Below are 25,297 nucleotides of genomic sequence, written 5' to 3' on the forward strand. Positions count from 1 at the left end.
TTTACTACTGTTTTTATAGCTATCAGCGCTTATCCATCAAGCGCTGGCGGCACTTTTCATCAAAACCTTGCGCAGCGCAGCAAGCCTGTGCTATCTTCAAGCCTCTATGCAACGCAGCATGCTCCTACCCACCCTATCGCTAGGCCTACTAGTGCCTGGCCGGGGTCTGCCTGCGTTCGCCACCGTTGCCTGATCCGCTCAGCGCAACACCTGATCTCCCCCTGACCCCGGCCCGCGAACCAGCCTTTGCACACGCAAAGGGCTGCAGGGGATGTCACACGTTTTGTTTTCTTCATTCATTTCGTCTGACCCGTGCACCGCGCATTCTTCTTTTCAGCGCACCGCACACACCGTTCGTGGAGCCTCTCATGATTGCCAAGCCCGCCACCAAATACCAGCCCATCGCCCCGGTCGCGTTGACCGACCGCCAGTGGCCCACCCGCAGCATCACCCGCGCGCCCGTGTGGCTCTCCACCGACCTGCGCGACGGCAACCAGGCGCTGTTCGAGCCGATGAACGGCGAGCGCAAGATGAAGCTCTTTGAGGAGCTGGTGCGCATCGGCTTCAAGGAGATCGAGGTCGGCTTTCCGGCCGCGTCGCAGACCGACTTCGACTTCGTGCGCCGCCTCATCGACGAAAACCTCATCCCCGCTGACGTGACCATCATGGTCATGACCCAGTCGCGCGAGGACCTGATCGCGCGCACGGTGGAGGCCGTGAAGGGCGCACCCCGCGCCATCGTGCACCTGTACAACGCCACGGCGCCTGCCTGGCGGCGCATCGTGTTCGGCATGAACGTGACGCAGGTGATGCAGCTCATCGCGCACCACGTGGGCTACCTCAAGCAGCTCACCGACGCGCAGCCCGCCACAGCGTGGACGCTGCAGTACTCGCCCGAGACCTTCAGCGCCACCGAGCTCGACGTGTCGCTCAAGGCCTGCCAGACGGCCATCGCGGCCTGGAACGCGGGCCCCGGCCGCCCCATCATCATCAACCTGCCCACCACGGTGGAGAACGCCACGCCCAACGTGTTCGCCGACCAGATCGAGTGGATGGACCGGCGCCTCGCCCCCCGCGAGCACATCACGCTCTCGGTGCACCCGCACAACGACCGCGGCACCGGCGTGGCCGCGGCGGAACTCGCGATGATGGCCGGCGCCGACCGCGTGGAAGGCTGCCTCTTCGGCAACGGCGAGCGCTGCGGCAACGTGGACATCGTGACCTTGGCGCTCAACATGTACACGCAGGGCGTGCACCCGAACCTCGACTTCTCGGACATCACCTCGGTGGCGCGCATCGCCGAGGAATGCACCTCGCTGCCGGTGCACCCGCGCCACCCCTACGCGGGCGACCTGGTGTTCACCGCGTTCTCGGGCTCGCACCAGGATGCGATCAAGAAGGGCTTTGCGGCGCAGGACCCGAACGCGCTGTGGGAAGTGCCGTACTTGCCCATCGACCCCGCGGACCTGGGCCGCACGTACGACAGTGTGATCCGCGTGAACAGCCAGTCGGGCAAGGGCGGCATCGCGTTCTTGCTGGAGCGCGAACACGGCGTGGTGATGCCGCGCCGCATGCAGGTCGAATTCAGCGCCGTGGTGCAGCGCCAGACGGACGCGAGCGAAGGCGAGATGAGCGGCGAGGCACTGTGGGACCTGTTCCAGGCCACCTACCTGCGCGCCCCGGCCCAGGCGGCCATCATCTGCCACAGCCACCGGCTCGATGAAGACGGGCAGGGCATCGAGCTGGACGTGACCATCGACGGCATGCGCCAGCATTTGCGCGGCCAGGGCAACGGGCCGATCGCCGCCACGGTGGATGCGCTGGGCCTGCCGCTGCGCGTGGACCACTACGAAGAGCGCGCCACCGGCACGGGAGCCCACGCCCAGGCGCTGGCCATCGTGGAGGCCGCGATGGAGGGCGTGGCAGGCTCCACCTTCGGCGCGGGCATGAGCCACAACATCGTGACGGCGTCGGTGTTGGCCATCGTGAGCGTGGCCAACCGGCTGGCCGAGCGGCGCCAGGGCGTGGCCGCCACGGCGGCGGTGTGACCCCGCCGCTGTTGTAAAAAAGATAGCTGTCAGCGCTTTACCACCAAGCGCTGGCGGCATTTTTGGCCAATAGCCCCAGGCCATGGACGGAGTCCGCGCAGGCGCCAGGGCCTATCCGTTACCCTTCGGGCCATGCGCGTTGTTTTTCACAGACTGGCCTTGGCCGCCTGCACCGCCGCCCTGCTGGCGCTGGGCGGCTGCGGCACCTCGCGGCCCCCGTCGCCTTCTTCGTCAGCCCCGGTACGCACCACCCCACCCCTGACCGCGGAGCAGGCGCACGACATCGCCATCCACGCGCTCGGCCTGGTGGGCACGCCGTACCGCTACGGCGGCAACACGCCCGATGCGGGCTTTGATTGCAGCGGGCTGATCGGCTATGTGTACCGCAACCAGGTGGGCACCCCGCCGCCCCGCACGGTGGCGCAGCTCAACAGCTGGGGCTACCCCATCGACGGCAGCGAGCTGCGCGCCGGAGACCTCGTGGTGTTCGGCACGGGCCGCCAGCCCAACCATGCGGGCATCTACGTGGGGGAAGGGCGCTTCGTGCACGCGCCGTCCACCGGCGGCACGGTGCGGCTCGACCAGCTGCAGTCGCGGCACTGGTCGCGGCAGAATGCGGCGTTCCGGCGGCCGTAGCGGCTCCCCCTGAGGGGGACGACGCCCTTGCTGCGGGGCGGCCCTTGCTCGGCGTCCCTCGCCTGGGACGCGCCAGTTGCAGGCAGTGTGACCACATCGTCGGCCAGCCGATGGCCCCGCCCGCGCGACAATCAGGGCCACCATGACCCACGCACACCGCTCCGCCACCCCGATCTCCACCCACGACACGACGCGCATCGACGACACGCGCATCAAGGCCGTGCGCCCGCTCATCACGCCTGCGCTGCTGCAGGAGTGGCTGCCCACGCCCGACGCCGCGCAGACCCTGGTGGAAACCAGCCGTGCCGCCATCTCGCGCGTGCTGCACGGCCAGGACGACCGGCTCATCGTGGTGGTGGGCCCCTGCTCCATCCACGACCACGACCAGGCGATGGACTACGCGCGCCAGCTGAAGATCCAGGCCGACGCGCTGCAGGCCGACCTGCTGGTCGTGATGCGCGTCTACTTTGAAAAACCCCGCACCACCGTGGGCTGGAAGGGCTACATCAACGACCCCCGCCTGGATGGCAGCTTCGCCATCAACGAGGGGCTGGAGCTGGCGCGCCAGCTGCTGCTGGACGTGCTGGCCACGGGCCTGCCGGTGGGCACCGAGTTCCTGGACCTGCTCTCGCCGCAGTTCATCAGCGACCTGGTGAGCTGGGGCGCCATCGGCGCGCGCACCACCGAGAGCCAGAGCCACCGCCAGCTGGCCAGCGGCCTGTCGTGCCCCGTGGGCTTCAAGAACGGCACCGACGGCGGCGTGAAGGTGGCCAGCGACGCCATCCAGGCCGCGCAGGCGTCGCACGCCTTCATGGGCATGACCAAGATGGGCCAGGCCGCGATCTTCGAGACGCGCGGCAACCAGGACTGCCACGTGATCCTGCGCGGCGGCAAGCAGCCCAACTACAGCGCGGCCGATGTGGATGCCGCCTGCGCCATGCTCCAGGCGGCGGGCCTGCGCGAGCAGGTGATGATCGACGTGAGCCACGCCAACAGCAGCAAGCAGCACCAGCGCCAGATCACCGTGGCGGACGACGTCGCCCGGCAGATCGCCGCGGGCGACCGGCGCATCACCGGCCTCATGATCGAGAGCCACCTGCAGGAAGGCCGCCAGGACATCGTGCCCGGCCAGCCGCTCGCGCCCGGCGTGTCGGTGACCGATGCCTGCATCAGCTTCGCGCAGACGGTGCCGGTGCTGGAAGGCCTGGCCGCCGCCGTGCGCGCGCGGCGCGCACGCGCCTGACCGACCCGCCGGCCCGGCGCTCTCTCTGCAGCGGGCCACGGCAGCTACCGTGGCGCCACGGTGGCGTCGATGTTGCGGGCCGTGGCCAGCAGCGTGGCGCACAGCGTTTCCTTGCCATCCGCATCCACAGCGAACACATCGGACGCGCACACCGTGAGCAGCCGCGCCGCGTCGATGACGCGCCCGCGCGCCCGCAGGCACACGCCCCGTGCGGGGGCCACGAGTTTCACGGTGGCGTCCACCGTGGCATTCACCCAGCCCGGCGGCAGCACGCTGCCGGCCGCGCCCACGGCGGCGAAGTCGGCCACGGCAAACACGGCGGTGGCCTGCAGCTGGCCGGGGCGAAAGCAGAAGGCGTCGCTCACCGGAATCTCCACCTCCACCGCGCCCGGCTCGGCGCGCACGAAGCGCAGGCCCAGCGTGCGCGCCATGGGCATGGCCAGCACCAGGGACCGAAGATGGTCCATGGGCGCGGCGGCGGAATGTGCGGACAAAGAGGTCATGGTGCTTTCCTTGCGGAGGTGGTGGATGGACGGGTGCGGGCCGATGGGGGTGGCGTGGCGGGGGGCCGCACGCGCGGCCAGGGCGCCGGTGGCGCCGACACGGCGGTACGCGGCCTTGCCTGCTGCGCCTGCAGCCAGGCCTGGTGCTCCAGCACGCGCTGCTTCTGGGCCCGCAGCGCATCGATCTGCTCGTCCAGCGCCTGCGCGCGCTCCTGCAGGGCCTGCACCATGGTCTCGGTGCGCAGGGTGCCTGCCCGGTAGGCGCCCAGGCGCAGGGCGATCTGCGGCAGGGTGAAGCCAAGCTGGCGCGACATGGCGATGAACACGACCTCGCGCTGCATGCGCGGTGGATAGTCGCGGTAGCCATTGGCCCGCCGGCGCGGCTGCAGGAGCCCCAGCCGCTCATAGTGGCGCAGGGCGTGGACGGAAACCGAGGTGCGTTGCGCGAGTTCGGATATCTGCATGGCACGCAGCCTAGCAAGCATGGCGCTGCGCGAAGGTTGCCGGGGTGACTGGCGGCGTTCTGGGGCAAACCCGCATGGTGGTGACCGCTCGGTCCGGCGCTCTGCGGTGTAGGATTCACGTTTCAGGGGGCAGCGCGAGCGCGTGCTTCTTCTGCCCGCACCCCGTCCGGTTCTTTTCTTGCCGCCCGACCCCTTTGACGACGACGCTGTTCCAGTTCTTGCGCAACAAGCTCCAGGCCCCCCGGGCGCTGGAACTGGGGTGCGCGCCAGCGGGCACAGCCAACGCCACAGCGGCCTGACCATGCCGCCAGCCCACGCACCCGAAGAGGCAGCGCGGCTCACGGCACTGCAGTCCTACGCGATCCTCGACACCCCCGCGGAAGAAGGCTTCGACCAGCTGGCCACGCTGGCCGCACGGGTGTGCGGCTGCCCCATCGCCGTGGTCAATTTTCTCGACAGCGAGCGCCAGTGGTTCAAGGCGGCGGTCGGCATTCCCTTCCAGCAGACCGAGCGCGCCATCGCGTTCTGTGCCCAGGCACTGGACGGCGGCCGCGAACCGGTGGTGGTGCCCGACGTCACGCTCCACCCCGTGTTCGCCAGCAATCCCCTGGTGCTGGGCGAACCCCATGTCCGCTTCTACGCCTGCGTGCCGCTGGTGACGCCCGAGGGGTTCACCCTGGGCACCCTCGCGGTGGTGGACACCGTGCCCCGCACGCTGGAGGAAGGGCAGATCGAGGGCCTCACGATCCTCGCGGGCCAAGCCATGGTGCAGCTGGAGCTGCGCCGCCAGAAAAAGCTGCTGGCCCAGCTCGTGCGGGAGCGCGACCAGATGCATGCCGAGATGGTCGCGCAGGGCGAGGCACAGCGCGTGGCGGGGCGGATCGCCCGCGTAGGCGGCTGGACGGTAGAACTGCCCGGGATGCAGCTCGTGTGGTCGCAGGAGATCGCGGCCGCCTATGGGCTCCACCACCGCGTGGGCGAGCTGGCGCAGGTCCTGCAGCTGTACACGCCGCCCTACCGGCCGCAGATGCAAAAGGCGTTCGATGACTGCCGGCACCACGGCACGCCCTTTGACGTGGAAGCCGAGGTGGACATGCCGGGCGGCAGGCGCTTCTGGGTGCGCACCGCCGGGCAGGCGGCGCGCGATGCCGGGGGACGCATCGTCCGCATCCAAGGGGCCTTCCAGGACATCACGGCCCAGCACCTGGCCCAGGAGGCGCGCCGTGAAAGCGAGGAGCGCTTTCACCTCGTCTCGCGCGCCACGGCCGATGCCGTCTGGGACTGGAACCTGGACACCGACCTCATGTGGTGGAACGAAGGCATGCAGAACCTGTTCGGCGTGCCGCTCGACCAGCTGCCGCCCGACAGCACCTCGTGGACGCTGCGGCTGCATCCCGAAGACAGCGAGGAAATTCTCCGGGGCCTCCACGCGGCCATTGGCGGCACGGACAACCACTGGTCCGCCGAATACCGCTTCCGGCGCCAGGACGGCAGCTATGCCTGGGTGCTGGACCGGGGCTTCCTGATCCGCGACGCCGAAGGCAAGGCCGTGCGCATGGTGGGCGGCATGACCGACATCAGCGCGCAGAAGCTGACCGAACTCGATGCCCAGCGCGATGCGCAGAACCATGCGGAGCTGCTGCAGGTGCAGCAGCGCATCTCGTCGCTGGACATGCCCCTGCCCGAGGTGCTCCAGCTCGTGGCCGACACCGTGCTGCGCCAGACGCTGGCGCGCGGGGCGCTGGTGGAGCTGCTGCAGGGCCGCCAGCTGGTGGCGCAGGCATCGGCGGGCGACCACGTGCGGCCCGTGGGCCACATGCTGGCGGCCGACCAGAGCCTGCTGTGGCCCGCCCTGCGCGAAGGGCGCACCGTGGTGTGCAATGACACCGAGGCCGAGGGCTGGGACATGGTTTCGCTGCCCCACCGGCACGGCGTGCGCTCCGTGATGGCGGTGCCGCTGCGCACCGCCGAGGGCGTGGTGGGCTCGCTCAAGGTCGTTTCGGACAAGGCCCACGCATTTTCGCGGCGCGACGTCGCGCACCTGGAGATCCTCACCGAATCCCTGGGCGCGATGGTGCAGCTGCGGCATGTGGCGGGGCAGCTGCGGGCATCGGAGCAGCAGTACCGCATGCTGTTCGACGAGCACCCCCATCCGATGTGGGTGTACGACAGGGAAACGCTGCGCCTGCAGGCCGTGAACCAGTCGATGGAGACGCACTACGGCTATGCCGAAGCCGAGCTGCTGGGGATGGACATGACGGACCTGTGGCCGGCGGAGCGCCGCGCCAGCATCCGGGCCACCATCAACGCGATTGCGATGGACCAGCGCAACAAGCCGGTCATCAGCCGCCACGTCAAGAAGGACGGCACGTTCATGGACGTGGAAATCACGGCGGGCAGCATCAGCTTCAACGGCCGCCCCGCGCGCCAGGTGCTGGCCACCGACGTGACCGAGCGCCTGCGCACCGAACGCGAGCTGGCCCGCATGGGCCGCGCGCAGCGCCTCTTGAGCGCCTGCAACGAAACCCTCGTGCGCGCCACGTCCGAGACCGCGCTGCTGCAGGCGATCTGCCACATCGCCGTGGACATCGGCGGCTACCGCATGGGATGGGTGGGCTTCGCGCTGGACGACGAACGCAAGTCCATCCAGCCCGTGGCCCACGCGGGCCACAACCAGAACTACCTGGAGAACCTGCACCTGTCCTGGTCGGCCGACGACCGCTACGGCCGGGGTCCCGCGGGCATGGCCGTGCGCTCGGGCAAGCCGGTGATCGTGCAGGACATCCGCGCCGAGGGCGATTTTGCCGACTGGACCGAGCGCATGCTGGACAACGGCTTTCACGGCGTGATCTGCCTGCCGCTGCGCGACCGCGACCGCACCTTCGGCCTGCTGTACCTGTATGCGCCGGACATCCTGCAGATCAGCCCCGAAGAGGCGGCCCTGCTGCAGGAGCTCTCCAACGACCTGGCCTTTGGCATCACCAGCCTGCGCGCGCAGAAGGCGCAGCAGCGGCTGCAGGCCTCGGTGCTCAAGGTGGCGGCCGCCGTGTCGGCGAGCACGGGCACGGAGTTTTTCGTGCAGCTGGTGCGCAACATGGCCGATGCGCTGGGGGCCCAGGGCGGCTGCGTGGTGCGGCTGCTGCCACCGGTGGAGGGGCAGGCCCCGCGGGTGGTCACGCTCGCGGCGGTGCTCGATGGCCAGATGCTGCCCAACGACGAATACACCCTGGAAGGCACGCCCAGCCTCATGCTGCTGTCGCAGCGCGCGTATGTGGTGACCGAGAAGGTGCAGCAGCTGCACCCCGAGGCGCCCATGCTGCGCCATGTGGGCGCGCAGGGCTATGCGGGCCAGCAGCTGTGCAATGCCGATGGCGAGGTGGTGGGCATCGTGTTCGTGCTGTTCCGCCAGCCCATCGCCGAGACGGACTTCATCACCTCCACGCTGCAGATCTTTGCCGCGCGCGCCTCGTCCGAGATCGACCGGCAGCTGGCGGATGCCCGCATCCGCCACCAGGCCTCGCTGCTGGACAAGGCGCAGGACGCGATCCTGGTGCGCGACCTGGAGCACCGCATCATCTTCTGGAACAAAAGCGCCGAGCGCCTGTATGGCTGGTCGCAGCTGCAGGCGCTGGGCCAGTCCATCGAAACGCTGCTCTACGACGACCCCACCCATTTCCGCCACGCCACGCGCACGGTGCTGGAGCAGGGCGAGTGGACGGGCGAGATCGTGCAGCGCCACCGCGACGGCAGCACCATCGAGGTCGAGGGCCGCTGGACCCTGGTGCGCGGCGACAACGGCCAGCCGCAGTCCATCCTGGCCATCAACACCGACATCCGCCAGCGCAAGGCCAACGAGCGCGAGATCCAGCGCCTGGCGTTCTACGACGCGCTCACCGGCCTGCCCAACCGCATGCTGCTGATGGACCGCATGGGCCATGCGCTGGCCAACGCCCACCGGCGCCTGCAGGGCGGGGCGCTGCTGTTCATCGACCTGGACAACTTCAAGACCCTGAACGACACCCTGGGCCACGACCAGGGCGACCTGCTGCTGCAACAGGTGGCGCAGCGCCTGAACACCTGCGTGCGCAGCGTGGACACGGTGGCCCGGCTGGGCGGCGACGAGTTCGTGGTGATGCTCGAGGAGCTCAGCCCCAGGCCACACGAACTGGCCCTGCACGCGCGCAGCGTGGGCGAGAAGATCCTCACCATGCTGGCCGTGCCCTACGCGCTGGCAGGGTACCAGTACCGCAGCACGCCCAGCATCGGCATCGCGCCGTTCACGGGCGAGCAGACCAGCGTGGGCGAGCTGCTCAAGCAGGCGGACCTGGCCATGTACCAGGCCAAGACGGCGGGGCGCAACACGCTGCGCTTCTTCGACCCTGACATGCAGGCCGTGGTGACCGCCCGCGCCGGGCTGGAGACCGACCTGCGCGCCGCACTCGCGCAGGAGGAATTCCTGCTGCACTTCCAGCCGCAGATGCACCTGTCTGGCCGCTGCGTGGGGGTGGAGGCGCTCGTGCGCTGGGCCCACCCGCAGCGCGGCATGGTGCCGCCCGCGCAGTTCATCCCGCTGGCCGAGGAGACGGGCCTCATCCTGCCCCTGGGCCGCTGGGTGCTGCACACGGCCTGCAAGCTGCTGGCCAGCTGGCAGGACGACCCGGCCCTGGCCCACCTGACCATGGCGGTGAACGTGAGCTCGCGCCAGTTCCGCCACGCCAGCTTCGTGGACGACGTGGCCCGCGTGCTGGCCATCACCGGCGCGCCGGCGCATCTGCTCAAGCTGGAGCTGACCGAAAGCCTGCTGGTGGAAGACATGGAAACCACCATCGCCACGATGGCCGCGCTGCGCTCCTATGGCGTGGGCTTCTCGCTGGACGACTTCGGCACCGGCTATTCCAGCCTGAGCTACCTGAAGCGCATGCCGCTGGACCAGCTCAAGATCGACCAGAGCTTTGTGCGCGACCTGCTGACCGACCCCAACGACGCGGCCATCGTGGACACCATCATCGGCCTGTCGCGCAGCCTGGGCCTGGAAGTCATCGCCGAAGGGGTGGAAACCCCCGAGCAACGCGAGCTGCTGGCCCGCGCGGGCTGCCAGCACTACCAGGGCTACCTCTTTAGCCGACCCCTCTCCGCGGACGTTCTGGGGGCCTTCCTGCGGTCCTGCGCCGCGTAGCGAGCTTCCGCCGGCCCGTCTTCGGGGTTCAGTCCCCACCCGCGGCGGATCGCCGCGCCCGTGCCTTCGCCCTCCTTTGCGTGCACCGGTCCGTCCGCAAGGCCCCACAAGGTGTTGCCGCGGCACCGCGTGCCCGGCGCGGGAAGTTCTCCCCTGTCTTCTTCTTATGTTTTCTATAAATACATAGTCGTAGTAGTAGAAGGCGGCCCAGGATGTGGACAACCGCCTTTTCCCTCGCCGTGGCGCGCACTTGCACGCCGCCCAACCCTGTGCACCGATCCCTCTTTCCGCTGTCGCACGAAAGGGGACAAAACACGGCCAAGGCCTTTTTCTGTGGATAACCAGGCGGTTGTGCCAAAACTATCCCCAGTTTTACGCACTGGACATTCCCACAGAGAGGTTTGGCATTGAAATGGCACGAAGCGCTGATGGAGGAAGCGCCAACAGCTACTCTATTGATAGCAAATGGGAAATGTGAAGGCCCGTCAGGCGGTGGCGGTAAGGAACCTGCGGGCTGGCGCGGAGCCCTGTCCGCTCCGCATTGGCCTCTTCGGCGCCGGCCGCTTCATCGCGAGCCGCCGTGTGGAGCGGTGCCGGGGGCTCGGCCCCACGGACGTTGGGGGGCACGAAAAAGAGGTTCTGGTTATTCTTTTATGGTTCTATATATAAATAGCAGTAGTAGTAGAGCACCTCATTTTTTGTGGACAAGGGGTTTTTTTCCAATGCTGGCGCGGGGTTGCGTGGCCGCAAACTCTGTGCGGCGGGCGGCGCAAAGTCCGGGGCTCACAGACAACAACTTCGGCGCAGCGCCTTCTTCTGTGGATAACCAGCAAGTTGTGCCACAACTGCCCCCAGGGTTATCCACAAACGCCGTCCAAGGCGACCGCCTGCGTGGCCGCAAAGCACAAAGCCCGGGGTCCAGTCAGGACCCCGGGCTTGGGGAGCACGGGAAGAAAAAGTAAAAGGCAGCGCCGGCTGCACGCCGGAGACCCGTCCCCAGGCCGCCGCCCCGCAGGGCGTGCGGGGGGCGGCGGGGGTTGGATAGGGCGTTACTTCGCCGGTGCGGCGGGAGATGGATGGCCCTCGCCGCCGCGCATGCCGCCGCCGTGGTGGTGGTCGCGCATGCGCTGGTGGCCGCGGTGCGCCTGCGCATCGAAGGTCTTCTGCTGGTCTGGCGTCAGGGCGGCGTAGAAGGTCTTGGTGGCCTCGCCCCGGCGGTCGGCCTCGGCGGCGTGCTGGGCGCGCAGGGCCCGCATGCGGTCGATGCGTTCGGGCGTGGTGAGCTTGTCCATGTCCTTGCGGTCCAGGCGGGCGGTGCGTTCCCCGGGCTGCATCGCGGTGCTGAAGGCCGTCCAGGCGGGTTCCTGGGCGGCGCTCAGCTTGAGCTGGTCCTTCAGGGTGGCCATGCGCTTGGCCATGTGGGCCTGGTGGCGCGCATGGTGCTCGTGGCGGTCACCCCCTGCCTTGTGGCGGCCTTCGGTGGTTGCGGTGGCACCCGCTGCAGGCGGGGCGGCTGGAGGTTGCTGGGCCAGGACCGGCAGGGCCAGTGCAGCGAGAACAGCGGTGGCGGCCAGGCGGTGTTGGAATCTGAAAACCATGGTGTGAGTCCTTTCACAGGGTTGGGAACTCGCCAGGACGACCGTTCCGGCGATTGAGGGCCAGTGTCCGCCCCGCATGTATCGCCGCCATACCGGTTGGGTGAGGCTGTGTAAAGTTTCCAAAAGAAACACCCCGCGCATGTCTCGTGAAGGGGGACGGCGCCAGTGGCACGGCAAGGCCCCGTTCCACGGCGTCTGCCGGCTGTGATCGTGCCTGTTCATCCGCTCGCGGGTGCGCGGACCGCCAGGGATGGACGGCAGGAAAACTCTCCCGCAGAACCACCGACAATGGCGCATTCCGTCCCAGAAAAGAAAAGGTTTTCCGTGTTCAAGAACATGATCGTGTACCGCATTGCGCCGCAATGGCAGGTCGAATTGACACAAGTGGAAGAGGCCCTGGCCAAGGCGCCCTTCATCGAATGCGGCGCCACGCAGGAAAAGTCCCTGGGCTGGGTGCCGCCGCGTGGCGAACAGCACGGCCCGCTGGCCGAGTCGGTCGGGGGCCAATGGATCCTGCGCTTCATGGTCGAGTCCAAGGTGCTGCCCGGCAGCGTGCTGGCACGCCGCGTGAAGGAAAAGGCAGAACGCATCGAGCAGGAAACCGGCCGCAAGCCTGGCAAGAAGGAAAGCAAGGAACTCAAGGACGAGGCCAAGCTGGACCTGCTGCCCATGGCGTTCACCAAGCAGGGTTCCATGTGGGTGTGGATCGATACGGCATCGCGCCTGCTGGTGCTGGACACCTCCAGCCAGGGCCGTGCGGACGAAGTCGTCACGCTGCTGGTCGAATCGCTGCCCGGCCTGTCGGTGTCGCTCATCAACACCCAGACCAGCCCGCAAGCGGCCATGTCCCACTGGCTCAAGGAACAAGAGCCGCCCGTGGGCTTCACCGTGGACCGCGAATGCGAGCTCAAGAGCGCCACCGAGGAAAAGGCCGTGGTGCGCTATGCCCGCCACCCGCTGGACATCGAAGAGGTGCAGGCCCACATCGACGCCGGCAAGCTGCCCACCAAGCTCGCACTCACCTGGGACGACCGCGTGAGCTTCATGCTCACCGAGGGGCTGCAGATCAAGAAGGTCTCGTTCCTGGACACGGTGTTCGAAGGCACCAAGGCCGATGACGGTGGCTTTGACACCGACGTGGCGATCGCCACGGGCGAGCTGGTCAAGCTGATTCCGGACCTGATCGAGGCGCTGGGGGGCGAGGCGGAGAGTGGGGTGGCGGCAGCTAACGTGGCAACGCCCTCGCCCGCCGCCCGCACCGGTGCAGTTGTGACAGGGCCTGCGCAGGTGCCAGTGGACACGGATCCCGACTCTGCACCGTTTTGATGGCTGGGGCAGGCTGCAGGCGCCCACGGCCGGGGGAGTCCATGCTGGCCGGATTGCACCAAGTGCTGAATGGCAGGCAAGAGGCTCCTACCATTCTGGAGTTAATATTCAATTTTATCGATATAAAATAATAAATGAATAACAACATCCAAACCTCGAAAAATCATTCTGTAGAGACTTTAAGAGCAGCTGCGGTGATTCTGGTATTCATGAATCACCTCCATTCCTTGAATATTCTTACCATTCCCTACTTTGGGATAGTGGGGGGATGGATTGGGGTGCAGATTTTTTTTGTGATCAGTGGATACCTGATCATCCAGAGTGCGCTACGATATTCCGCTGTCGACTATATAAAGCACCGGGTGCTTAGAATATATCCTGCCTATCTGTTTTGGTTTTTTGTATTCTCCTTGGTTTTTAAGCAATTCCAAATTGATGCAATTGATTTCAAAAGTCTCTTGATCCATCTGCTTTTCCTGCAGCATTTTTTCCCGGCAGCTTATTTAAAATACAATGCCTTGAGCGTCAGCTGGACACTGACCATCGAGATGGTGTGGTATGTAGTTGCATTTTTCATCGCGACAAGGTTTTTCAAAAGCCCGTCGAAAATCACTGCGGTGTTTGTGTTGATTGCCTGTTTCTGGGTATATGGTGGCGCAAACTGGCATCCACTGGTGAAAAGTCTGGAGGGGATATATATATATTTCTTCGTGCACAACAATGCAATAGCACAAATGCCATTTTTCCTCTTTGGTGCATGGATTGCAGTCAAGCAACCAAAGTATGACAAAGCAGCATTGGCAGCTATTTTTATATCCACCATAGTTCTTTATAAATCGTGGGAGCCGGTATTCTCAACACCTATTTTCATCACGGGTCTGGGTATCTCCGCGCTCTTTTTGATTTTGAAGGACATTGAATATGAAAATTCTAAGCCAGTAAAAATCCTGTCGGATATATCCTATTCATTTTATCTTATTCATTATCCGATACTGGTTCTGTCATCGTATGTTGTTCAGAACAAATATCATCGGACGTTCTTGGCATTCTTGGCCACGGTGATCATTTCTTATATCAGCTACAAACTGATTGAACAGCCATTCATGAACATGGCGAAGAGGAAGAAAGAAAGATTGCCAAGAGCGCTATCGCCGGAAACTGGCCGTTGAGTCACTTCAAGGGCGTTCGCGGGTAGAAGGGGGGCTTTGTTGGGCGTTTGTGGAGCCGGGCAGCGCCAAGCCGGGAACCATGCACCACGACTCCGACTGCAATATCAACGCGCCCTGGAGTCAGGTCGCCCATCCAGAGGATCACTTCGGCTATTCCATACAGAAGGTATTTCTTCTGCTGAAATATCCTTTCTGATGTAATAGGGGCGACCGGGGACTTTGTTATATAAGTTGTCCATGAGATTCTGAATGCAGCCCGCATAGCTGCTCCATGGATACAGACCCCATACTGTCCACTGATCGATCAACATGACTTTAGGTCGGTAATCTGATATCTCTTGACAAGCATCGATTTTGATTCCTAGTATCGGATCTTCATTGTATTTTTCCTGCCAAGGGAGGTAGAAAAAATGTCCTGAGGCGGGAAGCCTTTCAGAGGCTAAGTATTGAAAGTTCTGAAACGAATAGACAATTATTTTTTCGTCTTTGTTAGTATATTTCTTGACGAGCCGGGAGAATTCGGTTTCAGTTGGTATTTTATTTTCATTGAGTTCTTGCCGGACTCCCGGAAGAAGCAACGACGATTTGGTTATGAAGAATAGGGATATGGCAAGAGTTGCGTATTTCAGGAGGAGTGCGTATCCCTGAATTTTTCCTAGAATTGGCAGGATTGAAAGGGCCACGAATACGTAGTAGTAAGCGAGCCCATGAAAATCAACGCCCCTGATGAGCAGGCTGCCTATACCCGCTGCCAGAAGCCCTGATCGCCATGGTATTTTCTTCTCGTACGCGGCGAGACTGAAAATTCCCACCGAAGCAATAACCAGGCTTAGGATGGTGAGGGGGTTCTTCGCCAGATTGTCCCACGCAGACTGAATAATCGATAGAAGTGAAGGGGTTCCTATATAAATCGGAAGTACTTCTGAATTTAAATAAAAATGAAATGCTATATACCCCTTCGCCGAACCGTAGACAGCAAGAAAAAGCAAATTTAGTGCGATGCCTATTAATAGTCCGACTGTTGATGCTTTGATGAATGGCCTTGCCAGAGAAGCAAAAAATAGGATGGCGGCAATGGGGATGTAGGTAACAGCCAGGAACGGAAGGCAAGAAAGAAGCAAAGACCCGACGAAGACCCTGTTCGTGGTCAACAGATTCCGATCAATGATTGAAGGAAATGTGTATAAGAACAGTATTATTAGAATGAGCGGTCCGACAATTGCTTGATACGTATACATGTGCCCCAGGAATAGGGGCATGAGAAAAATTATGAATGAAAACGCATAAATAACGGAAAATATGCGTGTCGTATTATTTTTTAATATGGGTGAATAGTATATTGCGCAGAGACTGATGAGTTGTAAAAGGGCGATGGGAACCCGATGGCCGCGCACTCCAAAATCCCCCATGGATTCCATGGCCACGCCGGATAGAAATGTAAGGGGGCCATGATGGTTAAATATCTCTGAATACAGATATTTTCCGGCTGCCATCATCTTGGCTGTTACAATGGTTTCTGATTCATCTCCCCATTCCTTCTGCCTGAGAAGAAAATACTGATACCTTGTCCCTAGTATCGTGCACAGCAGGAACAAGAAGCCGAGAATATAGTTAAATCCATTATTTCCGGACTCGGAATAAACTAATTTTTTCATCTATGCTCAATGCGCCTTATGCGTCATACTTTCCCAGGCAGGCGCGAAAAAGTGTTGAAAGTACCGAGATATTTCCTCTGAAGCTGCTTATTTTCGTGGGCACTTCACCTGCAGGGTATCTTCTTGTTGTGGGAATTTCCAAGCACTTGTAGCCTTCTTTTGGCGCTTTGTACGAGAGATAGGCCAAAAGCTCGTAAGCAGAAAAAATTTCTCTGAAGGGAGATATTTTTCTGTCCAGGAGCATTTGTCTGCTGTAGGCCCGGAAGCCCTGGGTTGTATCTGTCCAGTGAAAGCCAGAAGCAATGCTTAAAACAGGGGCATGGATAAATCGAATGGCAAAATATCGAGACGCCGGCGTGTTTTCCGCGATTCCGCCTGAAATGAAACGGGAAGCCTGGACAAAATCGACTCCCTTTTGAAGGGCTTGGATGAAGCGCGGAATGGCCTCTGGATCATCTTTGTCATTGCCGTCGATGGTGACGATTCCCTGATATCCGTGGTCGAGGGCAAAGGCATAGGCACAGCGTAGTTGCGCACTGAGCTTTCCAGGCCCTTTCTTGACAAGCAAACCACTGACATCAAGGTTCTTCAAGGTGGCGGGATTGGTGGATCCGTCGCTGCTTCCACCATCCACGATGATGATGTCAGCCAGCTTCGAAATGCCGCACGCCTGCATGCGCTGCAACAGCTTCTGAATGCGTTCCCCTTCATTGATGACGGGAACCACAACGCACCAAGGGTGCTCACGACCCAACCAGAGAGGCGCATCAAAGTCGGGAATTTGCCAAGAGGCTCTTGCTTCAGGAGCAATGTCGGACATGGTTGGCATGGTTGTCATGTAATGCGTGAGGAGATAAGGAATACGCCAGCAATCACCAAAAATATTCCCGCCACGGTCATCCAATGAAAAGGTTCCTTGAAAACTATGGCTGAGAGCACTGCCACGGTGGCGACGGCCCCGCTGGTTAATATGGGATGGGCAACATTCAGAGGAAATCTTGCAAGCGCCGCGGCATATAGTAGAAATGCTCCACCGTATAGACCAAGACCAAGCCAGAATGGCCAGTTGGTAAATGCTGCCATCGGGTCGGAAAGCGAAGGGAATTTTCGGGGAGGCAGCATTGCAAGTTTAATCAATACGCTCGCTGAGGCATTGGCCGCAATACCCATCAAAAGAATGACCCATTTCATCAAATAGAGCCTTGTTGAACTTGGTAAGTGCTTTTTGCAAAGGCCAATGCACGCTGGATAGCCGCTAGATGCGGCTCATTGCTGGTCGCAAGCATTTCTATCGTCAGGATGTGTTTGGGCAAGTAGTTCATCAGCGCTTCCCTGATGCCACGATGATCTGTTCCCTGGTCGCCCAAGGGTGACAATTGTGGTTCGCTTGCGTGAATGTGGCCAATCAAATGGGCGTTTTGCGCGATCACCTCGGGAGCGCATTCGCCGTTGATGAACATAGCCCCGGTATCCAGCTGCATGCGGATGGCAGGATGCGAAACAATATTGACGACGTGCGCTGTTTCAGTGCTGTCTATCATGAAGTTGGCCCCATAGGATGGAGGGTTCGGTTCGAGACAAATTTCAACGCCATGGGTCTGCGCAATATCTCCCAATGTGCGGAAGAAGGAAACGGCACGATCTGTTGCTTCATTGACTTCCAATCCTGATCGGTCTCTGTTCCGGGGAGAGCCGAAGACCAGTTTGGTGGCACCCAAGCAGCTTCCTATCCTGCATATGGAAGCGAGGTGGCTGAGCATCGCGCTCCGGGACTCATCGGCGCCAAACATGTTCAGCCCCGTAGTGCCAAACATGAGCGCCTGCATCCCTACGATGGTGATGCCGCGCGCACCCCACCAATCCCTGACGGTGGCGATCTCCTTGTCAGTCACTGTGTCATTGTGGGGAAAATATTTCGCTGGAGCTATGTCGATGGCATCCACGCCTTGCTCATGGAGGACCTGGGCCACCGCTTCGTCTTCGGCGGTGTCCCACGCAATATTGGAAAAAGATATTCTCATGAAGCCACGCGTGGATTGGAGATCGATGAAGAAGGCTCGGATTGTGCGTAGGAGCGAATCGCCTGAAGGGTCTCGCGGCAGCTGTATTGATAGCTACCATGGCTTCCGAAAAGGGACGCGTGGCAAGTCCTCATGTCATATTTAACGGGAATGCCCTCCAAATGATTCTGGAAGGGCATGCCGAAGCCTTGGCGTGCCACCTCTTCAACACGTACCGGTTCTGCCGTGAGATGAACCAATTTCAATTCAGCCGCCAGGGCGATTTCTATGTCGCTCCATAGGTTGACCATCGGATAAAACTGAAAAATATTCCGGCTATCAATGGATTTGAGGTTGTTACTGTTGTGAAAATCGTAAACGATGTTCTTTCGCAGTCCAGGGCCTACCAATCCCGGTAGTCTAACTATGAGATGCTCGGGAAACCGGGACTGGACGAATTTCTCGAGATAACGCCTATGCAATCCGTAGGCATGTAAACCTTCTTCATCGACCGTGGTCTCTTCGGTCACCTCCACAGGTTTTTTGAAAACATCCACGGTGCTGATCAAAATAAACTTCCCGCACTCAATTGCATTGAGATGATGGATGAGGGCATCTACTATTTTCTTGTCGGCTTCAGGCTCGCGATTGGCTATCCATTTTTGTGCAGGAGCCGCGGAACAAACGACCACGTCGAATCTTTTTCCTGGAATATCCTGAATATTTTTTGATCTATAGAGCTCATCAAATGAAAATTGCTTGAGCAATGTGCTGCCCACAAATCCAGAGAAGCCAATCAGTGCTGTTTTCATGAAATGCCTTGGGGTATCGAGAGATTTTCAGAGTCTAGTTTTTCCAGTGCGTCATAGATATTGTCTATTTTTCCGCCTAGTATGGAATAACATCCCGGCAATTCGGCGTATTTTTCAAAGAGAATGGGCCTGCCGTCATCATTTTCATTCTTCTTTAGTACGGTTTTAACTTCGAAGAATGATCTAACGTGCTTGGATTTCTGGACTATCGGAATATACCTGGCTACGTCTCGGATCATGCGGTCGAATCGCGTAGCACCATCATAGTTGGCAAGCTGTTGATAGGGATCTGAATCCTGCTTGTCTTCCCAGCTGAAATGCGGCGTGTATCGAACATGCGAGAGGGTGTGCAATCCTTGCGATGGAAAAGGCATCACCGAAAAGAAGGGGCCATCCATGACGGTAATCCCTATTTTTTTAATTTCTGAAGGCATTTCTATGAGCGCCAGTTCAGTTATTTCATGCTTCAGTTTGGTGTGGCTGCCGGGGTAATCACCTTTCAGTTGATTGAGGCCGCTGTAAGTGCAATTGAAAAGATACTTGCTGTAGATGGTCTGTTTTTTCTCATGAGTGCTCTCCAGAGATATTTTCATCCCACCGGTGGTTGATCTGTTTACGAGAGTGGCACTTGTTTCCAGGAGCACGTGGACGCCACATTCGCTCAGCTCGCGTTGAGCCCACCGAGCCAACTGCATGGCATCGAAAGCATATTCCTCGACCAGGAAAACATCCTCGATAAGTTTGGGATTGAAAAGATGTCTCAGCGGCCCGTCCACACGGGTTGTGGTCGCGCCAATCTCCTGGCAGAAGCGTTCAAATTGTTTTGAATTGACTTTGGAATTACTGCGAGCTATGGCGTATAACTTCGTGAAATCCCGCGTGATGGCCTGAGGCCAATCTTGCACGAAACGTGGAAAATTAACCCGGCTACGGAAGGCGGTCGTAAAACTTCGTGGATAGTGATAACCATTGTGAACCCGTGCCTGGTTGTGATAGGACGCACGTGTCAGGAGTTCAGTCTCCTTTTCAATCAGGACAATTCGCTTGAAGCCCCGCTGACGGGCCAGGTAGATGGCTATCGCCGAGCCGTAGAAACCGCCTCCGATGATCGCAGCATCGCAATTCTGGGTGAAATCCATCACCGCACCAGTTGTTTTTCAGTTGTGCGAGGGGATGGGGCTTGCGGGGAAGCGGCTTCCTCGATGTTTAGTTTTTCGCGGCGTGTCATGTGAGCGCTGGTGAATTCCTGTCCTACATGGTAGAGCGGACCTTCATTGGAAAGGCTTGCCATGTGCAATATGTACTCCCCCAGGACCAACAATACCAGTGAAATAAGGAAAAACATTCCCGATTGTTGTAAGGAAAGGCTCACCCAGCCGGGTGCAACATTGGTTTTGAAGATGCCGATCGCGACGACATATATCGAATAGATCAGATTCGCGATGGCACCAAATAGCGAGAGGAAAGTAACAAGCCGCATGGGCGCGCGCGTTGTGGAAACGAGCAGCCTGATTCCCCGATTAATGCTTTCACCTACTCTCTTTACTTGCGGGGTGTGTGGCTCGCTGCTGTATTCCATATTTGCGCGAGTAAATCCGCCCGTGGCAGGCAAATGTCGGTAGGTGATGGCCGGTTGTGGGTGCTGGTGAATGAAATTCACCACACGTCTGCTCAGCAGGCGATATTGGGGAGCTTCTTTTTCTAGGTGAATTCCATTGAAAATCTTGTAAAATCTATTGAAGGCCGCATAAGCTAGTTCATATAAAATCCCCTGCTTCGCCTTTTTTGCGTTGCTGGCAAAAACTACATCAGCGCCATTTACGGCCTTGTCCAGCATTTCTGGAAGAAAGGAAATATCATCCTTCAAGGGGTCAATAATAGCGATGAAATCTCCAAGGGCATTTTCCAAGCCGACCCAGGCAGCCGTATCGTTGTCAACCTCCTTGATGAGTGCATAAACCTGTAGATTAGGGAGACCGGACTGGCTTGTTAATTTTTTGAGTACCACAAGGCTCTGGTCATCAGATGCTTTGTCAATGACTATGATTTCGTAGTCGCTGACGAGGGATGACAATTGTGCTGTTGTGGACAGCAAAATTCCTTCAAGATGCTGTTCGTGGTTTCGTACTACGTACACAACTGAAAGGAAAATTGGAAAATGATTCATTGAATATTTCATACTTTTCAGTGCATGTGTATCGAGCCTGTGTGGATGTGCTCACCAGATACCACTGCCAGAAAAGATGTCTGAATAAGTTGATCTCAACCCATGAGAATACCCATGGGGGCGAACTGACCTTGATTCGAACCCTGTGCCTGAAACCTTTTACATGGCGCATGCAGATGCGCGGCACAGACTGATCGATGGAGGGACCTCGGGCTGTTCAGCTGCCTGCGCGGCAAGCCATCCGGCCTACTCTTAGTAAACGCGCCCTCTGTGCTTTTGGAAGACAAGGATCTTCCCCCGTCCCGCTCATTGCCGTTCGGCGGCTGCAGTCTTGCGAGACGGCAGTGTGTTCATGATCTCTTTCACGAACAACTTTCTCCACGCATCGCGAGTGTGGTCTTCGACAAGCTGGGGAAGAAAGCCGAACGCCAGGGTGCGTTCACCGCGGACCATGATGCCCTTGTCATTTCGCAGCAGCTCTGTAGCCAGTACCTTGAAGCCATTCTTGGGGGTAATGGCGGCATAGCTCGCATAGAGACGGCGCGAGGGCTTGAGGCGGTAGATGGCCCCATCAATCAAAAAAATGCCCCCGTTTTTCTTCCACTCTATATCGGCAATCCCAAACACCTCATGCATCCAGTCAAAGGTGGGCTTGCCGTTTTCGTCGAATTCACCCAGGCGCATGTCCTGGATGAGCGACCCGCCGTTTTTCCAGTAGGTGGTCAGCTTGGATTTGATGCTCTGTGGCAGGGCAGCCTGGTGCGGGACGAGGATGGCATCCAGGCGCTGGATGAGGGGATCGTCCTGCAGAAGGTTCTTTTCGCCGATGACATGCACATCCATCCCGGGCTCGCTGCTCAGGATCTTGTAGGACGCGAACAGCGCATCACGGTGGGTGTTTCTGCCTGCGCTTCTTTCCCCGTGCCAGACGTGAAAGTTGGTCGTGGAGCCCAGGATGCCAATCTTGATCCGGGGGGCCGTGCTGGTTGCCGCTATGTGGCCAGATGGGGCATTGAGCTTGTCCATGTCAAGGGCGGAGAGGGAGCCGCCGCCTGCCTGGTGCGCGAACCCTCCGATCTCGTAGCCCATCACATTGGCCTGCGTCAGCGATTGGGTGACGGAGCGTTGGATGACAGGCATCAGTTCCCGCGATCTTTTTTCGGCCTCCCATCGCTCACCGTAGGCACCCACCATGATTTTCCTGTAGCCCAGCGAGCCCATGTAGTTGGCAAGCGTGGGCAGGACGTCTGCATCCGGCACCAGGCTGTAGCCATCGTAGAAGTTGAAATCGATGACGGCTATGTCGATGCACCCAGCCAGTTTTTCAACGATGCCGGTGGCATAGATGGCGTCATGCGACGTGAATGTCTCGGCGAAATATCCGATCGCCTGCGCCCCCTTGTCCCGGATCACCTTGGTGTATGCGCAGGTGGCTTCCTGGAGCCGGTTTTCCCGAAACTCCTTGTGGGCATGCAAAAGAGGTTCCGCTTTGGGCACCCCTGCGGCAATGTTGTTGTTGTAGTTGATGACAGGCTGACGAGCGTTGTTGTGCTTCCTGGCGAAGTCATTCTGTGTGGACTCCTTGTAGTCCCGCCACTGGTAGCCCATCTGCCCATACTTTATTTCGTGTTCCTCCTGGAGGCCGAGGGCATAGCCGAGCACCTTTGCGGGGTAGCGCCTGGAAAAATGATCGACCGTTTGCGCGATGAAAGCGTGCGCGGGCTTTCTGATCCTGTCGTCCGTGAAATCCGGTTGCCAGCTCGGGTCGCCCGAGAAATTCCGCATGACGGCATCGGGATGTGCGGCAGTGATCCACTGCGGGACCGTGGACATGTTGGGCACCAGCTTGCCGCTCTCGTCCTTGTAGGGCCGTCCCCCCATGTCGATGACCAGCAGGAGCGACAGCCCGCCGTTGACAAGGGCATCCATGTGGCCATGGTAGTGGCTGAACTCGTACAGGCCTTTGCTGCGCTCGATGTCGGACCAGTTCAGGTACACCGTGGCGTGGCTGAATCCCTTGGACTTGAGTTCGCCGGGAAGATTCTTGTTCTGGCTGAGGTCCCAAGGCATCACGATGATGCTGGACACCGGGCGGGCCGCGACGGCGCTGCTGGCAAAAGGAATCAGGGAGAAAAGCAGTGCCGCAATGCGAAAGAGTTTTTTCATGGGGATCGCTGGAGAGTAACGCGGGGCGCTCCGGCTGGAGAGCGCTGTCCAGCGCGATCATACTGACGCGATCGGCACAGGCCTCGGAAGCCGAAGTGGCCCCCGGGACTGCGCCGGGCTCGCTCCTTGCCCAGGCGCCGCGCCACGCAAGGGCGAAGCGTATTCACAGGATCCACGGGACTCAGTTGCTATTTATTTGGTAGCAATCGATGTTGGATGGGAAAGCGCTGGAGGCAAAACTCCTGAATGGCGGCAGCGCGGGGACGGCGCCGCCCTCACACCCGCTCGAACACCGCCGCGATGCCCTGGCCGCCGCCGATGCACATGGTCACCAGCGCATAGCGTCCGCCGGTGCGGTGCAGCTCGGCGATGGCCTTGGTGGTGATGATGGCGCCCGTGGCGCCCACCGGGTGGCCCAGCGAAATGCCCGAGCCGTTGGGATTGACCTTGGACGGGTCCAGGCCCAGCTCCTGGATCACCGCACAGGCCTGGGCGGCGAAGGCCTCGTTGGCCTCGATCACGTCCATGTCCTGCACGGTGAGGCCGGTGCGCTGCAGGACCTTGCGCGTAGCCGGCACGGGGCCGATGCCCATGTAGGCCGGCTCCACGCCCGCATGGGCGTAGCCCACCAGGCGGGCCAGGGGTGTGAGGCCCAGGGCCGACACGCGTGCGCCCGAGGCCAGCACCACGGCGGCGGCGCCGTCGTTGATGCCCGAGGCATTGCCGGCGGTGACCAAACCGTCCTTCCTGAACGCGGGCTTCATGCCGGCCAGCACCTCCAGCGTGGTGTTGGCGCGCACATGCTCGTCGGTGTCGAAGACCACCGTGCCCTTGCGCGTGGCGATCTCCACCGGCACGATCTGCTCGCGGAAGTAGCCCGCCGCGATGGCATGCGCCGCGCGCTGCTGGCTCTGCACGGCGAGTTGGTCCTGCATCTCGCGGCCGATGCGGTAGCGCTCGGCCACGTTCTCGGCGGTGATGCCCATGTGCATCTTCTGCCACGGGTCGTGCAGGATGCCGAGCATGTAGTCGATGCTCTTGGCGTCGCCCATGCGCGCGCCGTAGCGCGCGGCGGTGTCGAAGTAGGGGCCGCGGCTCATGGATTCGCTGCCGCCGCCGATGGCGATGTCGCAATCCCCGTAACCGATGGCCTGGGCCGCCGAGATGATGGCCTGCAGCCCCGAGCCGCACAGGCGGTTGACGTTGAAGGCCGGCGTCTCGATGGGGCAGCCGGCGTCGATGGCGGCCACGCGGGCCAGGTAGGCGTCCTTGGTGTCGGTGGGGATCACGTTGCCCATCACCACATGGCCGATGGCATCGGCGGGCAGGCCACTGCGCGCGATGGCGGCCCTCACGGCAGTGGTGGCGAGATCGGTGTTGGGCACGTCCTTGAGGCTGCCGCCAAAGGTGCCGATGGCGGTGCGGGCGGTGGAGAGGACGTAGACGTCTTGAAGGCTCATGGGAAGTTTCGGCGAAGGGGAGGTGGAAGGCGGGATGGAAAAAGGAAGGTCAGCGGCCCGTGAACTGCGGTGCCTGGCGCGCGTGGAAGGCGTCCACCCCGGCCTGGAAGTCCTGCGTGCCCGCGCAGTGCACGAAGGCCCGCGCCTCGGCGGCCAGTTGCTCGGGCAGGGTACGGTCCATCGACTCGCGCATCAGGCGCTTCATGGCGCCGTAGGCCAGGGTGGGGCCTGCGGCCAGGCGCTCGGCGATGGCGGTGGTGGCGGCGTCGAGCTCTGCAGCCGGCACCACGCGGTTGACCAGGCCGAGGCGCAGCGCATCCTCGGCGGTGAAGGCCTCGCCCAGCAGCGCGATCTCCAGCGCCTGGCGCATGCCCACCAGGCGCGGCAGCGCCCAGGAGGCACCCACGTCGCAGCTGGTGCCCAGGTTGATGTAGGCCAGGTTGAAGCGCGTGCCCTCTGCCACGAGCACATAGTCGGCCATCAGCAGCAGGCTCAGGCCCGCGCCTGCGGCCACGCCGTGCACCTGGGCGATGACGGGGGCGTTCATCTGCGCCAGCAGCGGCAGGGCCTGGTTCAGCGGCGTGAGGATGTCGATGGCGCCCTGCACGGGCGTGGCCCGCAGCGTGGCCAGATCACCCCCGGCCATGAAGCCCTTGCCGTTGCCGCGCAGCACCACGGCGCGCACCGTGGGGTCGGCGGCAATGGCTTGCACGCTGGCGAGAAAGGCCTGCGCCATGGGCACATCGATGGCGTTGAGTGCCTCGGGGCGGTTGAAGCGCAGGGTGGCGATGGGGCCGTCCCGTTCGAGCAGCAGGGGGGGTTGTGCGGGCGGTGCTTGCACGGTGGTAGACGATTTCATGGTCAAAATACCTTC

Annotated in this window: 19 protein-coding genes; 6 read left to right on the forward strand and 13 right to left on the reverse strand. The window is 61.1% G+C overall.

Annotation, left to right across the window (positions count from 1 at the left end; all coding sequences use genetic code 11):
• Nucleotides 1–368: 368 nt before the first annotated feature.
• From leuA to AC1RVY_RS12480, 3 genes are all read left to right on the forward strand, one after another.
• Nucleotides 369–2,048, forward strand: a complete 1,680-nt coding sequence (gene leuA / locus AC1RVY_RS12470) for a 2-isopropylmalate synthase (RefSeq protein ID WP_492806736.1) — start codon at nucleotides 369–371, stop codon at nucleotides 2,046–2,048.
• Nucleotides 2,049–2,180: 132 nt separating this feature from the next.
• A complete protein-coding gene (locus tag AC1RVY_RS12475; protein ID WP_218296386.1) occupies nucleotides 2,181–2,684 on the forward strand; it encodes a C40 family peptidase in 504 nt (167 codons plus the stop codon).
• A gap of 142 nt (nucleotides 2,685–2,826) precedes the next feature.
• Complete coding sequence (locus AC1RVY_RS12480; protein ID WP_218339316.1) at nucleotides 2,827–3,927, forward strand: 3-deoxy-7-phosphoheptulonate synthase; 1,101 nt, start codon at nucleotides 2,827–2,829, stop codon at nucleotides 3,925–3,927.
• 44 nt (nucleotides 3,928–3,971) lie between these two features.
• Here AC1RVY_RS12480 and AC1RVY_RS12485 read toward each other — a convergent pair whose 3' ends face one another.
• Both AC1RVY_RS12485 and AC1RVY_RS12490 read right to left on the reverse strand, forming a co-directional pair.
• Nucleotides 3,972–4,430, reverse strand: a complete 459-nt coding sequence (locus AC1RVY_RS12485) for a PaaI family thioesterase (RefSeq protein WP_370627748.1) — start codon at nucleotides 4,428–4,430, stop codon at nucleotides 3,972–3,974.
• Nucleotides 4,427–4,894: a MerR family DNA-binding transcriptional regulator gene (locus tag AC1RVY_RS12490; RefSeq protein ID WP_218296388.1), complete on the reverse strand. Its 468-nt coding sequence runs from the start codon at nucleotides 4,892–4,894 to the stop codon at nucleotides 4,427–4,429. Before AC1RVY_RS12490 ends, AC1RVY_RS12485 begins: the two co-directional genes overlap by 4 nt.
• A 301-nt stretch (nucleotides 4,895–5,195) precedes the next feature.
• Here AC1RVY_RS12490 and AC1RVY_RS12495 point away from each other — a divergent pair, with 301 nt between their 5' ends.
• Nucleotides 5,196–10,070, forward strand: a complete 4,875-nt coding sequence (locus AC1RVY_RS12495) for an EAL domain-containing protein (RefSeq protein ID WP_492806737.1) — start codon at nucleotides 5,196–5,198, stop codon at nucleotides 10,068–10,070.
• A 1,049-nt stretch (nucleotides 10,071–11,119) separates the two neighbouring features.
• Here the strand turns inward: AC1RVY_RS12495 and AC1RVY_RS12500 are convergent.
• A complete protein-coding gene (locus AC1RVY_RS12500; protein WP_492806738.1) occupies nucleotides 11,120–11,668 on the reverse strand; it encodes a Spy/CpxP family protein refolding chaperone in 549 nt (182 codons plus the stop codon).
• Nucleotides 11,669–11,992: 324 nt separating this feature from the next.
• Here AC1RVY_RS12500 and AC1RVY_RS12505 point away from each other — a divergent pair, with 324 nt between their 5' ends.
• Nucleotides 11,993–12,994, forward strand: coding sequence for a recombination-associated protein RdgC (locus AC1RVY_RS12505; RefSeq protein WP_492806739.1), 1,002 nt, complete (start codon nucleotides 11,993–11,995; stop codon nucleotides 12,992–12,994).
• 134 nt (nucleotides 12,995–13,128) lie between these two features.
• Nucleotides 13,129–14,163 (forward strand): acyltransferase family protein, encoded by a 1,035-nt coding sequence (locus AC1RVY_RS12510; protein WP_492806740.1) that lies wholly within the window; start codon nucleotides 13,129–13,131, stop codon nucleotides 14,161–14,163.
• 104 nt (nucleotides 14,164–14,267) lie between these two features.
• Here AC1RVY_RS12510 and AC1RVY_RS12515 read toward each other — a convergent pair whose 3' ends face one another.
• From AC1RVY_RS12515 to AC1RVY_RS12560, 10 genes are all read right to left on the reverse strand, one after another.
• Nucleotides 14,268–15,818: a hypothetical protein gene (locus AC1RVY_RS12515; RefSeq protein WP_492806741.1), complete on the reverse strand. Its 1,551-nt coding sequence runs from the start codon at nucleotides 15,816–15,818 to the stop codon at nucleotides 14,268–14,270.
• Nucleotides 15,819–15,834: 16 nt separating this feature from the next.
• Complete coding sequence (locus AC1RVY_RS12520) at nucleotides 15,835–16,647, reverse strand: glycosyltransferase family 2 protein (protein ID WP_492806742.1); 813 nt, start codon at nucleotides 16,645–16,647, stop codon at nucleotides 15,835–15,837.
• A gap of 5 nt (nucleotides 16,648–16,652) precedes the next feature.
• Nucleotides 16,653–17,009 (reverse strand): DMT family transporter, encoded by a 357-nt coding sequence (locus AC1RVY_RS12525; RefSeq protein WP_218339307.1) that lies wholly within the window; start codon nucleotides 17,007–17,009, stop codon nucleotides 16,653–16,655.
• Complete coding sequence (locus tag AC1RVY_RS12530; protein ID WP_492806743.1) at nucleotides 17,009–17,839, reverse strand: sugar phosphate isomerase/epimerase family protein; 831 nt, start codon at nucleotides 17,837–17,839, stop codon at nucleotides 17,009–17,011. Before AC1RVY_RS12530 ends, AC1RVY_RS12525 begins: the two co-directional genes overlap by 1 nt.
• Nucleotides 17,836–18,630 carry an NAD-dependent epimerase/dehydratase family protein gene (locus AC1RVY_RS12535; RefSeq protein ID WP_218339305.1) on the reverse strand — a complete coding sequence of 265 codons (795 nt, stop codon included), beginning with the start codon at nucleotides 18,628–18,630 and terminating at the stop codon, nucleotides 17,836–17,838. Before AC1RVY_RS12535 ends, AC1RVY_RS12530 begins: the two co-directional genes overlap by 4 nt.
• Nucleotides 18,627–19,769 (reverse strand): FAD-dependent oxidoreductase, encoded by a 1,143-nt coding sequence (locus tag AC1RVY_RS12540; RefSeq protein WP_218339304.1) that lies wholly within the window; start codon nucleotides 19,767–19,769, stop codon nucleotides 18,627–18,629. The genes AC1RVY_RS12535 and AC1RVY_RS12540 overlap by 4 nt, the downstream gene beginning before the upstream one ends.
• The gene (locus AC1RVY_RS12545; RefSeq protein ID WP_218339303.1) at nucleotides 19,769–20,797 is read right to left on the reverse strand and encodes a glycosyltransferase; all 1,029 of its coding nucleotides are present in this window, start codon (nucleotides 20,795–20,797) and stop codon (nucleotides 19,769–19,771) included. Before AC1RVY_RS12545 ends, AC1RVY_RS12540 begins: the two co-directional genes overlap by 1 nt.
• Nucleotides 20,798–21,103: 306 nt before the next feature.
• Complete coding sequence (locus tag AC1RVY_RS12550; RefSeq protein WP_218339302.1) at nucleotides 21,104–22,963, reverse strand: hypothetical protein; 1,860 nt, start codon at nucleotides 22,961–22,963, stop codon at nucleotides 21,104–21,106.
• 275 nt (nucleotides 22,964–23,238) lie between these two features.
• Nucleotides 23,239–24,423: an acetyl-CoA C-acyltransferase family protein gene (locus AC1RVY_RS12555; protein WP_492806744.1), complete on the reverse strand. Its 1,185-nt coding sequence runs from the start codon at nucleotides 24,421–24,423 to the stop codon at nucleotides 23,239–23,241.
• Nucleotides 24,424–24,472: 49 nt separating this feature from the next.
• Nucleotides 24,473–25,282: an enoyl-CoA hydratase/isomerase family protein gene (locus tag AC1RVY_RS12560; RefSeq protein ID WP_492806745.1), complete on the reverse strand. Its 810-nt coding sequence runs from the start codon at nucleotides 25,280–25,282 to the stop codon at nucleotides 24,473–24,475.
• Between the last annotated feature and the right edge of the window lie 15 nt (nucleotides 25,283–25,297).

It is taken from the genome of Acidovorax sp. GW821-FHT11A03, from assembly GCF_058809075.1.